The sequence below is a fragment of the Pseudomonas sp. 8AS genome (genome assembly GCF_902506505.1).
In the GTDB taxonomy this organism is placed as follows: domain Bacteria; phylum Pseudomonadota; class Gammaproteobacteria; order Pseudomonadales; family Pseudomonadaceae; genus Aquipseudomonas.
Genome location: NZ_LR733406.1, coordinates 917,364 through 933,056, shown reverse-complemented (window position 1 = coordinate 933,056; position 15,693 = coordinate 917,364). Strand labels below are relative to the sequence as shown.

Sequence of the window (15,693 nt, the reverse complement as noted above, 5' to 3'; positions counted from 1 at the left end):
CAACAAAGCTGTACAACTATATGTACAAAATATATTCTTGTACATATTCAACTTTGCGCAAGGCAAAACCGCAACCGCCCGTCCGTTCTGCAACGGCCGGGCGGCTGGCACAACATGGCAGCGGATCAGTGGTCGTGCTTGGTCAGCTTGTCCAGGTAACCCATGGCGAAGGCCGACACCACGAAGGTCATGTGGATGATCACGTACCACATCAGGTGATCGGGGTCGTAGCTCTTGGCATCCATGAACACCTTGAGCAGGTGGATCGAGGAGATGGCGACGATGGACGCGGCCACCTTCATCTTCAGCGAGCCGGAGTCCATCTTGCCCAGCCAGCTGAGCTTCTCCTTGCCGTCTTCGATATCCAGCTGGGAGACGAAGTTTTCGTAGCCGGAAATCATCACCATCACCAGCAGGCCGCCGACCAGCGCCATGTCGATCAGCGACAGCAGCTTGAGGATGAGGGTCGCCTCATCCAGGCTGAAGATCGCCGGCATGATGTGGATGACTTCCTGGAAGAATTTCAGCGCCAGCGCCAGCAAGGCCAGCGACAGGCCGAAGTAGATCGGCGCCAGCAGCCAGCGCGAAGCGTACATCGCGTTTTCGATAAAGCGTTCCATGTGCTCTCGCCAAGGTCGGAAAAACTGGCGGCGAGTATACCCAGCCAGCCTGCCCGGACAAAGACGACAAAGCGTTGCCGGATTTATCCCCGTTCGCTGTGGATAACCTTGTGGGTAGGGTCGGGAAACCTGGCTGCAAGACAGCCCCTGCGCGGCAGCGCGCGCATTGCGCAAAAAGCGCGCAACGCCTGGGTTATTTTTCCGGACGGAACAGGTAATCCCGGGAATGCGGGTAGCTCTCGCCGTTGAGCCGGCGCAGCTCGGCCTGCAGGTGCAGGCGCCAGATCGGTAGATCGGCGCACTCGCTGTAGCCCTGCACCGCCAGGCACTGGGCTATCGATTCGAGCACGGACTCGGCTTCCAGACGCCCGTGAAACGGGCCCTGCGCCTTGATCGCCGAGGGTTGCGCGGCCGACATGCCGGCCGCGCAGAGCAGCGTCCACAGGCCGCGATCGCCGGCCAGCGGATGGATCAGGCATTCGATGCGCGTGCTCAGGCCAAGGCACTGACGGGTAAGACAGAGGCTGCGCGGCATGACGGCGATCCTCGCGAGGTCTGGCTCTCAGCCTACACCCGGCAACCGCACTCGGGAAGGATAAAAGTTACCCCCACACACTGTGGATAACTCTGTGGATGGCACGGGGGAAAACCGTTCCGCACGGTGCCCCCTATGGTCGCCCGACAACTGTTCGATGACTGACCAGTTGTCGCTAGACCACGCCCCTCATGGCGCGGGCTTCTTCGCCACCGGTTTGCTCGCCTTGGCCCTCGGCGCCTTGGGCTTGGCCTCCTCCTCTTTCTCCTCTTCCTCCATGCCCATCTCGGCGATGCTGCGCAGGCGCTCGACCACCCGTGCGTTGACGCTGCCGGCCGGGAACTGGCCCTGCTCGTCCGGGCTGCCCGCTGCCTCGCCGACCAGCAGGCTGAGCGCCTCGTCGACCTGGCGCACCGCATAGACGTGGAACAGGCCGCCGCGCACCGCCTGCAGCACACGCTCGTCGAGCATCAGGGTGGTGACGTTGGAGTGCGGGATGATCACCCCCTGCTCGCCGGTCAGGCCGCGCGCCTCGCACAGACGGAAGAAGCCTTCGATCTTCTCGTTGACCCCGCCGACCGCCTGCACCTCGCCGAACTGGTTGATCGAGCCGGTGATGGCGAAGCACTGCTTGAGCGGCGTGCGCGACAGGGCCGAGATCAACGTGCAGACCTCGCCCAGCGAGGCGCTGTCGCCGTCGACGTAACCGTAGGACTGCTCCAGGGCGATGCTCGCGGAGATTTCCAGGGGGAACTCCTGGGCGTAGCGGCTGCCCAGGTAGCCGGTGAGGATCATCACCCCCTTGGAGTGGATCGGCTGGCCGAGGTTGACCTCACGCTCGATATCGACGATGCCCGAGCCGCCCGGATAGACGGTGGCGGAGATGCGCGCCGGCACACCGAAGGCCGAGTCGCCGACCTCCAGCACGGTCAGGCCGTTGCACTTGCCCACGGCGGCGCCGGCGGTGTCGATGAGGATGATGCCGGCCAGCATGTCGTCGATGATCCGCGCCGAAACCCGCCCGGTGCGGGTGGCCTTGGCGCGCAGCGCGCGCTCGATATGGCCGACGTCGGTGACCGTCTCGCTGGCCAGCTGGCGGATGAAGTCGGCCTCGCTGACCAGCTGGAACAGGTCGCCGATGCGCGCCGACAGACGCCCCTGGTGTTCGGCCAGACGCGCGCTGTAGGTCGCCAGGCGCGCCACCGCGGCCGCCGTCAGCGGCGCCATGCCCTCCTCCGAGGTGCGGGTCTTGAGCAGCTGGGCGAACTGCTCCAGGCTGTCGTCGGCCAGCGGGATGTCCTCGTCGAAGTCGACCAGCACGCGGAACATCTCCTGGAAGTCCGGATCGAGGTCCTGCAGGGTGTAGTAGATCTGCCGCGAGCCGATGATCACCACCTTGAGCTGCAGCGGGATCACCTGCGGGGTCAGGGTCACGGTGGCGATGCGCCCCAGATCGCCCAGCGGCGACTCCATCTTCAGCTGGCGCGAATGCAGGGCGCGCTTGAGCGCTTCCCAGACGAAGGGCTCGCCGAGCAGCTTCTCCGCCTCGAGGATCAGGAAGCCGCCATTGGCGCGGTGCAGGGCACCGGGGCGCAGCTGCCGGTAGCTGGTGTAGAGCGCACCCTGGTCGGTGCTGTACTCGATGCGGCCGAACAGGTTGTCGTAGGTCGGGTGCGACTCGAACACCACCGGCGCGCCGCCATCGACGTGATGGCCCACCACCAGGTTCGGGCAGTACTGCTCCTCGAGCGCCTCGCGGCGCTGCACGTCGGGCTTCTCGTCGGCCAGCTGGTCGACCACGGTCTTCAGCAGGTTGACCTGCATCGCCTGCAGGTAGGCGCAGACTCCGGCATTTTCCGCATACTTTTCCGACAGTGGCGCCAGCAGCGGCTGCAGCGCCAGGGTGATGGTTTCCTCGTTGAGCTGGCGCATCTGGTTGCTCAGCTCGCGCTTCCACTGCGGCAGGCCGGCCAGCTCGTCGTTGAGCCGCTCCTCCAGGGCGGAGATGTCGACATGGAAGCGTTCGCGCTCGGCCTCCGGCAACTGGGCGAACTCGGCCTCGTCGAGGGCCTTGCCGTCCTTCATCGGGGTGAAGGCGATGTTGCTGCTGTCGCGGTACAGCGCCACCTCCTTCTCCAGCGCCAGGCGCTCGACCACGTCCAGCGCCTTGTCGTAGCGCTGGTTGAAGATGCGGTCGATGCCGCTCTTCTTCTGCTGGTAGGTCGGCGTCTCGAACACGGCGGGGAAGGTCGACAGCAGGTTGTCGATCAGGTGGCCGATATCGGCGCTGAAGGCCGCCGCGGTGCCCGCCGGCAGCTCCAGCGCCCGCGGCTCGCGCGGCTCGTCGAAGTGATTGACGTAGAGCCGGTCGGCCGGGGTGGCCAGGCGCTTGGCCTCGGCCTTGAGGTAGCGCTTGACGAAGGAGAAGCGCCCGGTGCCTGGCTCGCCCATGACGAACACGTTGTAACCCGGGCGCGGCATCGCCACACCGAACTGCAGGGCCTCCACCGCGCGCTCCTGGCCGAGCACGCCGCGGAAGAACTCCAGGTCGTCGGTGGTGGTGAAATTGAACTGCTCGGGAGCGAAGGGGCGGGTCAGATCATCGGGCGCCAGGTGCAGGCCGGCAGCGAAGGATTCGGGCATCGGAAGTCCTTATCGGGCGGTGCAACACCGCAGGAAGTTGAACTCATTCTGGCGCCGCCCCGACGCCGCTGGCAAGGCATCAGGCGCGCTGCAGATCGGCGCAGCGCAAGCAGAATTCCGCCGCCGGCAGAACGGCCAGACGCGCCGGGCTGATCGACTCGCCACAGCGCTGGCATTCGCCATAGCTGCCCTCGGCCAGGCGCAGGCGGGCCAGGCCAACCTGGCGCAATCCGGCCTCGGCCTCGGCCAGCAGCGCTTCCAGCACCTCATCGTTCTGCCGCTCCTGAGCCTGCTCGGCAAAGTCCGCCTGGTGCGGCAGGCCGAGTTCACGGCGGATCGAGTTGGCGCGCTTGCTGTACTCGGCGAACAGCTGGTCCAGCGCGCCTTGCGGGTCGAACGTAGTCATGACAGAACTCCGTGGCGTTTTTTTCAGTGTGGCTGCTTCTGCGCGCCTTGCACGGATGCCAATCACGCGCCGGGCGGGCAGGCAACACAAACAGGCTTTCGCCACCGCGGCACTTGATACCGGTCAATACGCCGTGTTGTCATCCCAGCAGGCTACAGTCAGCATCTGGCCGAGCGCGGCTCATGCACTAGGCTTGTAGAAACTGCGATAGCACGGCGCCTGCCACCATCGCGATATGGAAAAAAATCGACCCTACCGAGCGATAACCAAGGAGAGCCCCATGACGAAATGCTTCGCTGCATCCCTGCTGGCCACGTGCATGCTGGTCTCGGGGTGCACCAGTACCCTGGTGAAACCCGACCAGTACTCCGGATTCCTGCAGGACTACAGCCGCCTGAGCGAGCAACAGAGCCCCAGCGGGGTCAAGGTCGCGCGCTGGGTCGATCCGAACCTGGACGTCAGCCGCTACACCCAGGTGTACATCGAGCCCAGCAAGTTCTATCCAGCCCCGCAACCCAACTCGCGCATACCGCAAGCCACCCTGCAAGGCATCACCAGCTACTACGACCAGGCCCTGAAACGCGAACTGAGCAAAGTCATACGGGTCAGCAACTCGCCGAGTAACGACACCCTGGTCATCCGCCCGGCCATCACCGCCGTATCGGCGGAAACCGAAGGCCTCAAGCCCTACGAAGTGATCCCCATCGCCCTGGTAGTGGCTGCCGCGACCACCGCCGCCGGCGAGCGCGACCAGCAAGTGGAGATCGCCACCGAAGCCTCCTTCGTCGATGCCAGCAACGGCAAGGTGGTGGCCGAGGTGGTACGCAAGGGCACCGGCACCGACCTGGAAAACAAAAAGCAGGTACTCAGCGCCGATGACGTGAAACCGGTTATCGACAGCTGGGCCAACGACATGCGTCTGTCCGTGGAACAACTGCGCGCCAAACGCTGAAGCCAGGAACCCCACAGGCCGCGCGACCTGTGGGGCTCCCTCTTTCGAAGGATGATGCACACATGAAATTTCAACGTCCGCTTTACCTGGCAGTGCTGGGCCTCTGCTTCAGCCACATGGCCATGGCCACCAGCTTCGTGGTCACCACCGACACCACCATCGAATCGATCGGCGGTACCAGTGACGCCACCTCATCCTCCTTCAAGGACGACAAGATCGTGCTGCAGGCCCGCGACGATGCAGCCAGTTTCGTCGCCAGCCAGGGCGAGATCCGCGGTGCTCTGCTGGAAAACGCCTTGCGTCATGTACGCCTGAATTATCCGACGGGCACGGCCAGCGACATGCAACTGGCACAGGCCATGCTGGCTCGCTGACTGCGCCACAAGCCTCGCCATGTAGCAGCGCCCTGGCGCGAGCGCAGGGGTGCGGTCACACCGAGCAAGCGAGTGCCAAAAACGCAACCGTGCCCCTCACCACTGCCCCGCGGGTGCGGGGAGCCCCCAGCATGAACCCGCGGCGCGACAGCCCGAGCGTCCTCGCTTCGCCGTTGCCCGTCACGGGCAACGCGCAGCCCGTTCGACACGCCCCGCGGGTGCCCCTCGCCCCACGCCACGCCCTCTCCAGCTCTCAAGACTAACAGTCTCCCGATGCGCCCTGGCCGCAACCCGGGAGCCGTTTGACACAGGTCAAGCCCGACTCCGATAGCACACCCGAGCACTTGCTTGTTGGCTATTGCGCGCTACATTTTTAAAGCGAAGGACGACGCATTTTGCCGAAGAAGCAGCCTGCGGCGCCCCTTTCGAGCAATCACTATCCGACCGTTCTGCCGGGCCATGGGGGCTAGCATGTTCAAACCAGGTCATCTGCACCGCACCACTCCAGCCAATATGCCGCACCTGCCGAAGTTCGATATCGACGTGTTCTACGAGGTTCGCAGGGATGCAGCCGAAGGCATGCTGATGCACTTCAAGGTGACGGGCACCATCGAGGGCCGCGAGTTCTGCGAAGAGTTCGACATGCACCGCGATACCGCCTTCAACTTTGCCAGCCTGATCACCAAGGCCGTGACCAAGCACGGCCTGTCGCCCAACGCCAGCCCGATCATGCGCGGGCATGCCGAGTACGACGCCATGTTCAAGGACATCCGCGAACAGCTCGGCGCGCAACCGGGCGAGCCGGTCGACTTCGACCACCTCGACAAGGATGGCCTGTGAGCCCGGGGCTCGCCGGCACAACCACCCTCGACAGTTTTCGCCGGGCGCCAGGCGGCGCCCATCAAGGAGGCAGGATGCACTCCAGCACGCCCCACCGACTCCCCGCCAGCATGTCCGGCCGCGCACGCAGCAGTTCCTGCACGCCCTGTCATACCTTGTTCATTACTACCACTGCCTAATCAAGCCGCTGCCAACACAGCTCTGGAGGCAACATGTCGGACGCAAGCAACAAACTCAAACTGGGGGCATTGATCGCCCTGGTCGTCGGTTCCATGGTCGGCGGCGGGATCTTCTCCCTGCCGCAGAACATCGCCGCCAGTGCCGGCGCAGGCGCCACCCTGATCGGCTGGCTGATCACCGGGGTGGGCATGCTCACCCTGGCCTTCGTGTTCCAAAGCCTGGCCAACCGCAAGCCCAACCTCGACGGCGGCGTGTATGCCTACGCCAAGGCCGGCTTCGGTGACTACATGGGCTTCTCCTCGGCCTGGGGCTACTGGATCAGCGCCTGGATCGGCAACGTCAGCTACATGGTGTTGCTGTTCAGCACCCTGGGCTATTTCTTCCCGGTATTCGGCGAAGGCAACACCCTGCCGGCCATCGTCTGCGCCTCGATAGTGCTGTGGCTGCTGCACTTCCTGGTGCTGCGCGGCATTCACGAGGCGGCGTTCATCAACACCCTGACCACCATCGCCAAGATGGTGCCACTGGCGCTGTTCATCATCATTGCCGCCATCGCCTTCAAGTTGGAGGTGTACAAGGCCGACTTCTGGGGCGCAGGCAACACCGAACTGGGCAGCGTGATGGACCAGGCGCGCAACATGATGCTGGTCACCGTCTGGGTGTTCATCGGCATCGAGGGTGCGAGCATCTTCTCCGCCCGCGCCGAGAAACGCTCGGATGTGGGCAAGGCCACCGTGATCGGCTTCGTCGGCGTGCTGCTGCTGCTGGTGCTGGTCAACCTGCTGTCCCAGGGCATCCTCGCCCAGGCCCAGCTGGCCGGGCTGAAGAACCCGTCCATGGCCGCCGTGCTGGAACACGTGGTCGGCCCCTGGGGCGCCATGCTGATCAGCATCGGCCTGATCGTTTCCCTGGCCGGGGCCCTGCTGTCGTGGACCCTGCTGTGCGCCGAGATCCTCTTCGCCAGTGCCCGCGATCACACCATGCCGGAGTTCCTGCGCAAGGAAAACGCCAACTTGGTACCGGCCAATGCGCTGTGGCTGTCCAACGGCCTGATCCAGCTGTTCCTGATCATCACCCTGTTCAACGACGCCACCTACCTGAAGCTGCTGTACCTGGCCACCTCGATGATCCTGGTGCCGTACTTCTGGTCGGCCGCCTACGCCCTGCTGCTGACCATCCGCGGCGAGAGCTACGAGCAGGAGCCCGGCGAGCGCCGCAAGGACATGCTGATCGCCGTGATCGCCGTGATCTACGCCGTCTGGCTGGTCTACGCGGCCGGCGTGCAGTACCTGCTGCTGTCCGCCCTGCTCTATGCGCCGGGCGCCATCCTGTTCGCCAAGGCCAAGCGTGAACTCAACCAACCCATTTTCACCACGGTCGAAAAACTGATCTTCGCCGTGGTGGTGATCGGCGCCGCTATCGCGGGCTACGGCCTGTACAGCGGCTTCCTCACCCTTTAAGCGAACCAGGAGGTTCTCATGTCCAAGGTCAAACTCGGCGTCCACTCCGAAGCGGGCAAATTGCACAAGGTGATGGTTTGCTCACCGGGGCTGGCGCACCTGCGCCTGACCCCGAACAACTGCGACGAACTGCTGTTCGATGACGTGATCTGGGTCAGCCAGGCCAAGCGTGACCACTTCGACTTCGTCACCAAGATGCGCGAGCGCGGGGTCGAAGTGCTGGAGATGCACAACCTGCTGACCGACACGGTGCAGAACAAGGACGCCCTGAAGTGGATCCTCGACCGCAAGATCACCCTCGACCAGGTCGGCCTCGGCCTGCAGGAAGACGTGCGCGGCTGGATGGAAAGCCTGGAGCCGCGCAAGCTGGCCGAACACCTGATCGGCGGCGTATCGGTGTCCGACCTGATCACCGCCCTGGGCGCCAGCAAGCCGCTGACCATGCTCGGCGACTTCATCGGCTCCAGCAGCTTCATCCTGCCGCCGCTGCCCAACACCCAGTTCACCCGCGATACCACCTGCTGGATCTACGGCGGCGTGACGCTCAACCCCATGTACTGGCCGGCGCGCCGCCAGGAAACCCTGCTCACCAGCGCCATCTACAAGTTCCACCCGGACTTCGTGAATGCCGAGTTCGAGGTCTGGTACGGCGACCCGGACAAGGACCACGGCGCCTCCACCCTCGAAGGCGGCGACGTGATGCCCATCGGCAATGGCGTGGTACTGATCGGCATGGGCGAGCGCAGTTCGCGCCAGGCCATTGCCCAGGTGGCCCAGGCCCTGTTCGCCAAGGGCGCCGCCCAGCGCGTGATCGTCGCCGGCCTGCCCAAGTCGCGGGCGGCCATGCACCTGGACACCGTATTCAGCTTCTGCGACCGCGACCTGGTCACCATCTTCCCCGAGGTGGTCAACCAGATCATCCCATTCAGCCTGCGCCCGGACGAAAGCAAACCGGCCGGCATCGACATCCGCCGCGAGGACAAATCCTTCCTCGACGTGGTCGCCGAAGCGCTCAACCTCAAGCAACTGCGCGTGGTGCAGACCGGCGGCGACGCCTATGAAGCCGAACGCGAGCAATGGGACGACGGCAACAACGTGGTCTGCCTGGAGCCCGGCGTGGTGGTCGGCTATGACCGCAACACCTACACCAACACCCTGCTGCGCAAGGCCGGCGTCGAAGTCGTCACCATCAGCGCCAGCGAACTGGGCCGCGGTCGTGGTGGTGGCCACTGTATGACCTGCCCGATCCTGCGCGACCCGATCGACTACTAACCCACACCCCGGCGGCTGCACCCCAGCCGCCTGCCTCGCCAGCCACCAGCAGTTCTGACGCGGCCAGGTTTCCAGTTGCCTACCAGGAGAAAGAACCATGGCGTTCAACATGCACAACCGCAACCTGCTCAGTCTGATGCACCACAGCAGTCGCGAGCTGCGCTACCTGCTCGACCTGTCGCGCGATCTCAAGCGCGCCAAATACACCGGCACCGAACAGCCGCACCTGCTGCGCAAGAACATCGCGCTGATCTTCGAGAAGACCTCCACCCGTACCCGCTGCGCCTTCGAAGTCGCCGCCTACGACCAGGGCGCCAACGTCACCTATATCGACCCGGGCTCCTCGCAGATCGGCCACAAGGAAAGCATGAAGGACACCGCCCGCGTGCTCGGACGCATGTACGACGCCATCGAGTACCGCGGTTTCAAGCAGGAAATCGTCGAGGACCTGGCCAAGTACGCCGGCGTGCCGGTGTTCAACGGCCTGACCGACGAATACCACCCGACCCAGATGCTCGCCGACGTGCTGACCATGCGCGAATTCAGCGACAAGCCACTGCACGACATCAGCTACGCCTACCTGGGCGACGCGCGCAACAACATGGGCAACTCGCTGCTGCTGATCGGCGCCAAGCTGGGCATGGATGTGCGCATTGCCGCGCCCAAGGCGCTGTGGCCGAGCGACGAACATGTCGCCGCGTGCAAGAAATTCGCCGAGGAAAGCGGCGCGCGTATCACCCTCACCGAGGATGCTAAGGAAGCGGTCAAGGGCGTCGACTTCGTCCATACCGACGTCTGGGTATCCATGGGCGAGCCGGTCGAGGCCTGGGCCGAACGCATCCAGCAGCTGCTGCCCTACCAGGTCAACAGCGAGCTGATGCTGGCCAGCGGCAACCCGCGGGTCAAGTTCATGCACTGCCTGCCGGCCTTCCACAACAGCGACACCAAGGTCGGCAAGCAGATCGCCGAGAAGTACCCGAACCTGAAGAACGGCATCGAAGTGACCGAGGATGTCTTCGAGTCGCCCTGGTGCATCGCCTTCGAGCAGGCGGAAAACCGCATGCACACCATCAAGGCGATATTGGTCTCAACCCTGGCCGACATCTAACTGTCTGCGCCGGCTGACTGGAGCAACGCGCTGCCCGAGAGGATCGGGCTAGCGCCCTCTGATACATGGCCGGCGTGGCCACTCAAGGAGAACAACCATGCGACTAGTCATCGCCCTGGGCGGCAACGCCCTGCTGCGGCGCGGCGAAGCCATGACCGCAGAAAACCAGCGCGACAACGTGCGCATCGCCTGCGAGCAGATCGCCCGGGTCGCGCCCGGCAACGAACTGGTGATCGCCCACGGCAACGGCCCGCAAGTCGGCCTGCTGGCCTTGCAAGGCAATGCCTACGATGCCAAGAACCCCTACCCGCTGGACGTTCTCGGCGCCGAAACCGAAGGCATGATCGGCTACATGATCGAACAGGAGCTGGGCAACCTGCTGCCGTTCGAGGTGCCCTTCGCCACCCTGCTCACCCAGGTCGAAGTCGACCCCGCAGACCCGGCCTTCCAGCACATGACCAAGCCGATCGGCCCGGTCTACCCGAAGGCAGAAGCCGAGCAACTGGCCGCCGAAAAAGGCTGGACCATCGCCCCCGACGGCGACAAATTCCGCCGTGTGGTCGCCAGCCCACGGCCCAAGCGCATCTTCGAGATCCGCCCGCTCAAGTGGCTGCTGGAAAAGGGCACCGTCGTGATTGCCGCGGGCGGCGGCGGCATCCCGACCATGTACCAGGACGGCAAGCTGGTCGGGGTGGAAGCGGTGATCGACAAGGACCTCTGCTCGGCATTCCTGGCGACCGAGCTGGAAGCCGACCTGCTGGTGATCGCCACCGACGTCGACGCCGCCTATATCGACTGGGGCAAGCCGACCCAGAAGGCCATCGCCCAGGCCCACCCCGACGAGCTGGAGCGCCTCGGCTTCGCCGCCGGCTCCATGGGGCCGAAAGTCCAGGCCGCCTGCGAGTTCGCCCGCAACACCGGCAAGGTCGCGGTGATCGGCTCGCTGGCGGACATCGAAGCCATCGTCCAGGGCCAGGCCGGCACCCGCATCAGCACCGCGCAACCGGGGCTGAGCTACCGCTGAGGCTCGACCTGCGCCCCGTCACGCCCGAGACGGAGCGCAGGTTGCCCTGGGGCGCGCCATAGAACCGGCTCGTCCCGCTGCGCATGCCCCCGCGTACCACGCTCACTGCGCGCGAACCTGCACCAGCAGCGGCGAATCGAACATCGCCGCCGGCGAGATCACCCGTTCGTCCAGCGGCACCTGCTCGCCGTAGCGCTCGCGCATCTTGCCGCGCACCGCGGCCGAGTTCAGGTCGAAGTCGCGCACCCGCTGCACAGCGCCGATCTCCAGCCCCAGGGCACGCTGGTAGATCTTCCACACCAGTTCGGAGCAATACAGGCGCTGGTCCGACCACTCGAAGGTCAGGTCGTAGCGGCGCCCGGCGAACGGCGCGGCCTCGGCCCGCAGGCGACGCAGGGCCGCCTCGTCCAGCAGGCGGTCGGCCTCGCGCAGGCGCTTGAGCACGTAGTGGCCGCCTTCGCCGCGGGCGATCCACTCGGCCAGCGGGGTGTACTTGACCCGCGCGCTGGCCTCGTAGACCTGGGGCTGGCCGTCGCGGTAGAGCACCAGGCCCATGTGGCTGTAGCGCGAATGGGTGGCCAGCTGGATCGCCTGGCTCTGCGCCGAGCGCGACTGGTGGAAGATGATGTCGCCTTCGCGCACCGCCTCCAAGGCCAGAGCCTGGCCGGACCAGCAGGCGGCCGCCAGCAGGGCGGCGTGCATTCCGTGCATCCTGTGCATGTCCTTCTCCTTAGCAGGCGCGAGTTACCCGCCAGGCTGGATTATCGCCGCGGCACGCGCCCGCTGCCGCCGACTGCCCGGCGTTTTGCCGCGGCCCAAACAAAAACGGAGCCTCGCGGCTCCGTTTTCATGCAGCAGCGCTTACTGCGCCAGCTTCTTGTAGCGCACCCGGTGCGGCTGGGAGGCCGCATCGCCGAGGCGCTTCTTGCGGTCGGCTTCGTACTCGGTGTAGTTGCCTTCGAAGAACACCACGCTGCCATCGTCCTCATAGGAGAGGATGTGGGTGGCGACGCGGTCGAGGAACCAGCGGTCGTGGGAGATCACGATGGCCGCGCCGGGGAAGTCGAGCAGCGCCTCTTCCAGCGAACGCAGGGTTTCCACGTCGAGGTCGTTGGACGGTTCGTCGAGCAGCAACACGTTGGCGCCCTGCTTCAGGGTCAGGGCCAGGTGCAGGCGGCCGCGCTCACCACCGGAGAGGTCCTTGACGAACTTCTGCTGATCGCCGCCCTTGAAGTTGAAGCGGCCGACGTAGCCGCGCGACGGCACCTCGTAGTTGCCGATCTTGATCATGTCGAAACCGTCGGACACCGCTTCCCACACGCTCTTGCTGCCGTCCAGGTCGTCGCGGCTCTGGTCCACGCAGGCCAGCTGAACAGTTTCGCCGATCTCGATGCTGCCCGAATCCGGGGTCTCCTTGCCCATCAGCATGCGGAACAGGGTCGACTTACCGGCGCCGTTGCCGCCGATCACCCCGACTATGGCGCCTTTGGGCACGCTGAACGACAGGTCGTCGATCAGCACGCGGTCGCCGTAGCCCTTGCGGACGTTCTTGAACTCGATGACCTTGTCGCCCAGGCGCGGACCGGCCGGGATGTAGATCTCGTTGGTCTCGGCGCGCTTCTGGAATTCCTGCGACTGCATCTCCTCGAAGCGCTGCAGACGGGCCTTGGACTTGGCCTGGCGGGCCTTGGCGCCCTTGCGCACCCACTCCAGCTCGTCCTTCATGGCCTTCTCGTGGGCCGACTGCTGCTTGGATTCCTGGGCCAGACGCTCGGACTTGGCTTCCAGCCAGCCGGAATAGTTGCCCTCGTAGGGGATGCCGGCACCGCGGTCCAGTTCGAGGATCCAGCCGGCGACGTTGTCGAGGAAGTAGCGGTCGTGGGTGATCGCCACCACGGTGCCCGGGAAGTCGTGGAGGAAGTGCTCCAGCCAGGCCACCGAGTCGGCGTCCAGGTGGTTGGTCGGTTCGTCCAGCAGCAGCATGTCGGGGGCCGACAGCAGCAGGCGGCACAGCGCCACGCGGCGCTTCTCGCCACCGGACAGGTGCTCGATCTTGGCCTCCCACGGCGGCAGGCGCAGGGCGTCGGCAGCGACTTCCAGCTGGCGCTCCAGGTTGTGGCCGTCAGAGGCCTGCAGGATGGCCTCCAGCTTGGCCTGCTCGGCGGCCAGGGCGTCGAAGTCGGCATCCGGCTCGGCATAGGCGGCGTACACCTCGTCGAGGCGGGCCTGGGCCTGCTTGATCTGGCCCACGGCCTCCTCGACTATCTCGCGCACCGTCTTGCTCGGGTCGAGCTGCGGTTCCTGTGGCAGGTAGCCGACGTTGATGCCGGGCATGGCACGGGCTTCGCCGTCGAACTCGGTGTCGACGCCGGCCATGATGCGCAGCAGGGTCGACTTACCGGCGCCGTTGAGGCCGAGTACGCCGATCTTGGCGCCCGGAAAGAACGACAGGGAGATGTTCTTGAGGATTTCCCGCTTCGGCGGCACTACTTTGCTCAGCCGATGCATGGTGTAGACGTATTGAGCCAAAATGAGGACCTCACTCGAGAATGTAAAAATGACGCGAAGTATATGCCAGCTACCGTTACTAGCTCTATTAGCAGCGTTTGGGCTGGCTTAGCTCCGGGCCGCTTATTGGGCCGCAAGAAACGCCCATAGTCCCATCCTGAGAACTCGGCCTGAGGCCATCCTGGAAGCAGCAGGCCCGCGCCCCGCCGAGGATGCCTTCTCGCCCCTCGCCCCGCGGACCATGCAGGAAGTCCCCCGAGACAAGTGGATCGTTCCTGCGCCCCGAGCAAGAACCAACACCCGACCGTCGGCAGCGAATGAATGCCCCTGCCGCACGCATGCGACTTGCCAAGCCCACGGCGCAGGCTTTACTTCCTGCGAAGCGCCGGACGCGTGCCCGCCGCTTGCTTGCCGACTCGCGATGCCGTCACGTCGATAGCTCAGCCGTGCGCTTCGGCATGCAACACCGAGAGCACTCTCGCCCTGCAGCGAGTGCGACCGGTCCGCATAGAGTCACCATGAGGAGCCCCCCATGAAAAGATCCCTTCTCGCCATCCTCGTCTCGGCGGCGGCCCTCTCGGCCCAGGCCTTTGACCGCATTCCACAGGAAAGCGGCTTTTCCGGATTCGCCTTCGTCGGCGGCGCCAGCAGCTCCCGGGAAACCAACATGATCGCCACCGTCGGCGGCACCGAGGTGGCCGACGAACGCATCGACTCCCTCACCGACGGCCCAGACAGCACGGACTATGGCAGGCTGCTGCTGGACTTCGGCCTCAACTACACCTTCGCCGAGAGCCGTACGCAGATCTTCGGCGGCACCGAACTGGAAGACTTCCTGACCCAGGACAGCACCTTCGGCATCGGCGTGCGCCAGGGCATCGGTGGCGCCGGCAATCTGGTCGTCAGCGCCATCGCCTCGACCCCGGTGGAAACCTGGGAAGACCCCTACCTGATAGGCGCCGACCGCCAGGAAACCGATGTCTCGAGCGGAGGCGGGCGCCTGGGCTGGGAACACATCTTCGGCAGCGGCCTGGAGATCATCTACACCGCACGCTCCATCGAACTGGACGACGAACTGAGCGGCACCTTCCTCGGCCTGTCCCCGGGCGAGCAAGACCTGCTCGACCGCGAGGGCGATCTCAACACGCTCAAGCTCGCCTACGTCTGGCAACCTTCCAGCGATCACCTCATCACCCCCAGCATTTCCGGGGTCGAGCATGACCTGGACGGCGACGCCATGGCCATGGACGGTTACCAGGCCGAGCTGAACTATGCCTACACCGGCCTGCAGAACTGGGAGCTGGTGGTCAATCTGGTGGCCGGCACGTTGGAAAGCGACGATGAAAACCCCATCTATGGCGAGACCGCCGACGTCGACCGCATGGGCGTGTCGCTGGGAGCCTCCTACAAGGAACCCTTCGGCCTGCAGAACTGGCGCGCTCGCGGCGCCATCAGCTATGGCGAGGAAGACAGCAACATCGACTTCTACGACACCAGCATCGGCAGTATCAGCCTGGGCATGATGTACAGTTTCTAAACGCCCTAGGCACAAGCGCCAAGGCCACCTGCGGGTGGCCTTGGCATTTCAGGTGGGCGCCCCGGCACCCCGCGCAGGACCGCCTAGCCCAGCCTGGTGCAGCCCTGCCGCCGACACGATCCGGGTGACAACGGCCAGACCACGCCGCGGATGTGGGCATTCGCCCGCACGGCGGTGACGCCCGGAGGCGTCAGAGCGGGCAAAGTGCCGCGACGGGCTGCAATGGCACTTTGC

At 65.1% G+C, this 15,693-nt stretch carries 14 protein-coding genes; 8 read left to right on the top strand and 6 right to left on the bottom strand.

What is annotated here, in order from left to right; translation table 11 throughout:
* Window positions 1-125 precede the first annotated feature (125 nt).
* From GV001_RS04260 to GV001_RS04245, 4 genes are all read right to left on the bottom strand, one after another.
* Complete coding sequence (locus GV001_RS04260; RefSeq protein WP_160078412.1) at window positions 126-620, bottom strand: TIGR00645 family protein; 495 nt, start codon at window positions 618-620, stop codon at window positions 126-128.
* Between the two features lie 193 nt (window positions 621-813).
* Window positions 814-1,155 (bottom strand): hypothetical protein, encoded by a 342-nt coding sequence (locus GV001_RS04255; protein WP_160078411.1) that lies wholly within the window; start codon window positions 1,153-1,155, stop codon window positions 814-816.
* A 189-nt stretch (window positions 1,156-1,344) separates the two neighbouring features.
* Window positions 1,345-3,798, bottom strand: a complete 2,454-nt coding sequence (locus tag GV001_RS04250; RefSeq protein WP_160078410.1) for a Lon protease family protein — start codon at window positions 3,796-3,798, stop codon at window positions 1,345-1,347.
* 79 nt (window positions 3,799-3,877) lie between these two features.
* Complete coding sequence (locus GV001_RS04245; protein WP_160078409.1) at window positions 3,878-4,204, bottom strand: TraR/DksA C4-type zinc finger protein; 327 nt, start codon at window positions 4,202-4,204, stop codon at window positions 3,878-3,880.
* Between the two features lie 280 nt (window positions 4,205-4,484).
* Between GV001_RS04245 and GV001_RS04240 the strand changes: the two genes are divergently transcribed.
* The 7 genes from GV001_RS04240 to arcC all read left to right on the top strand — a co-directional run bounded on the left by GV001_RS04240 (window position 4,485) and on the right by arcC (window position 11,414).
* Window positions 4,485-5,156: a DUF3313 domain-containing protein gene (locus GV001_RS04240; protein WP_160078408.1), complete on the top strand. Its 672-nt coding sequence runs from the start codon at window positions 4,485-4,487 to the stop codon at window positions 5,154-5,156.
* A 62-nt stretch (window positions 5,157-5,218) separates the two neighbouring features.
* On the top strand, window positions 5,219-5,530 hold the full coding sequence (locus tag GV001_RS04235; protein ID WP_160078407.1) for a DUF2388 domain-containing protein: 312 nt from the start codon (window positions 5,219-5,221) through the stop codon (window positions 5,528-5,530).
* A 471-nt stretch (window positions 5,531-6,001) separates the two neighbouring features.
* On the top strand, window positions 6,002-6,370 hold the full coding sequence (locus tag GV001_RS04230; RefSeq protein WP_160078406.1) for a DUF5064 family protein: 369 nt from the start codon (window positions 6,002-6,004) through the stop codon (window positions 6,368-6,370).
* Window positions 6,371-6,582: 212 nt separating this feature from the next.
* A complete protein-coding gene (gene arcD / locus GV001_RS04225) occupies window positions 6,583-8,010 on the top strand; it encodes an arginine-ornithine antiporter (RefSeq protein ID WP_160078405.1) in 1,428 nt (475 codons plus the stop codon).
* Window positions 8,011-8,028: 18 nt separating this feature from the next.
* Entirely contained in the window at window positions 8,029-9,282 is a 1,254-nt protein-coding gene (gene arcA / locus GV001_RS04220) for an arginine deiminase (protein WP_160078404.1), read from the top strand.
* 97 nt (window positions 9,283-9,379) lie between these two features.
* Entirely contained in the window at window positions 9,380-10,390 is a 1,011-nt protein-coding gene (locus tag GV001_RS04215; RefSeq protein ID WP_160078403.1) for an ornithine carbamoyltransferase, read from the top strand.
* Window positions 10,391-10,487: 97 nt separating this feature from the next.
* Window positions 10,488-11,414, top strand: coding sequence for a carbamate kinase (arcC, locus tag GV001_RS04210; RefSeq protein ID WP_160078402.1), 927 nt, complete (start codon window positions 10,488-10,490; stop codon window positions 11,412-11,414).
* 102 nt (window positions 11,415-11,516) lie between these two features.
* On the opposite strand, the gene GV001_RS04205 is transcribed toward arcC, so the two are convergent.
* Window positions 11,517-12,116, bottom strand: a complete 600-nt coding sequence (locus tag GV001_RS04205) for a YiiX family permuted papain-like enzyme (RefSeq protein ID WP_218582984.1) — start codon at window positions 12,114-12,116, stop codon at window positions 11,517-11,519.
* Between the two features lie 159 nt (window positions 12,117-12,275).
* The gene (ettA, locus tag GV001_RS04200; RefSeq protein WP_160078400.1) at window positions 12,276-13,943 is read right to left on the bottom strand and encodes an energy-dependent translational throttle protein EttA; all 1,668 of its coding nucleotides are present in this window, start codon (window positions 13,941-13,943) and stop codon (window positions 12,276-12,278) included.
* Between the two features lie 511 nt (window positions 13,944-14,454).
* Between ettA and GV001_RS04195 the strand changes: the two genes are divergently transcribed.
* Window positions 14,455-15,459, top strand: a complete 1,005-nt coding sequence (locus GV001_RS04195; RefSeq protein ID WP_160078399.1) for a DUF2860 family protein — start codon at window positions 14,455-14,457, stop codon at window positions 15,457-15,459.
* The last annotated feature ends 234 nt before the right edge of the window (window positions 15,460-15,693 follow it).

Coding starts and splice junctions, on each gene's coding strand:
- GV001_RS04260 (WP_160078412.1), bottom strand. CDS start 620: ATGGAACGCTTTATCGAAAACGCGATGTACGCTTCGCGCTGGCTGCTG.
- GV001_RS04255 (WP_160078411.1), bottom strand. CDS start 1,155: ATGCCGCGCAGCCTCTGTCTTACCCGTCAGTGCCTTGGCCTGAGCACG.
- GV001_RS04250 (WP_160078410.1), bottom strand. CDS start 3,798: ATGCCCGAATCCTTCGCTGCCGGCCTGCACCTGGCGCCCGATGATCTG.
- GV001_RS04245 (WP_160078409.1), bottom strand. CDS start 4,204: ATGACTACGTTCGACCCGCAAGGCGCGCTGGACCAGCTGTTCGCCGAG.
- GV001_RS04240 (WP_160078408.1), top strand. CDS start 4,485: ATGACGAAATGCTTCGCTGCATCCCTGCTGGCCACGTGCATGCTGGTC.
- GV001_RS04235 (WP_160078407.1), top strand. CDS start 5,219: ATGAAATTTCAACGTCCGCTTTACCTGGCAGTGCTGGGCCTCTGCTTC.
- GV001_RS04230 (WP_160078406.1), top strand. CDS start 6,002: ATGTTCAAACCAGGTCATCTGCACCGCACCACTCCAGCCAATATGCCG.
- arcD (WP_160078405.1), top strand. CDS start 6,583: ATGTCGGACGCAAGCAACAAACTCAAACTGGGGGCATTGATCGCCCTG.
- arcA (WP_160078404.1), top strand. CDS start 8,029: ATGTCCAAGGTCAAACTCGGCGTCCACTCCGAAGCGGGCAAATTGCAC.
- GV001_RS04215 (WP_160078403.1), top strand. CDS start 9,380: ATGGCGTTCAACATGCACAACCGCAACCTGCTCAGTCTGATGCACCAC.
- arcC (WP_160078402.1), top strand. CDS start 10,488: ATGCGACTAGTCATCGCCCTGGGCGGCAACGCCCTGCTGCGGCGCGGC.
- GV001_RS04205 (WP_218582984.1), bottom strand. CDS start 12,116: ATGCACGCCGCCCTGCTGGCGGCCGCCTGCTGGTCCGGCCAGGCTCTG.
- GV001_RS04195 (WP_160078399.1), top strand. CDS start 14,455: ATGAAAAGATCCCTTCTCGCCATCCTCGTCTCGGCGGCGGCCCTCTCG.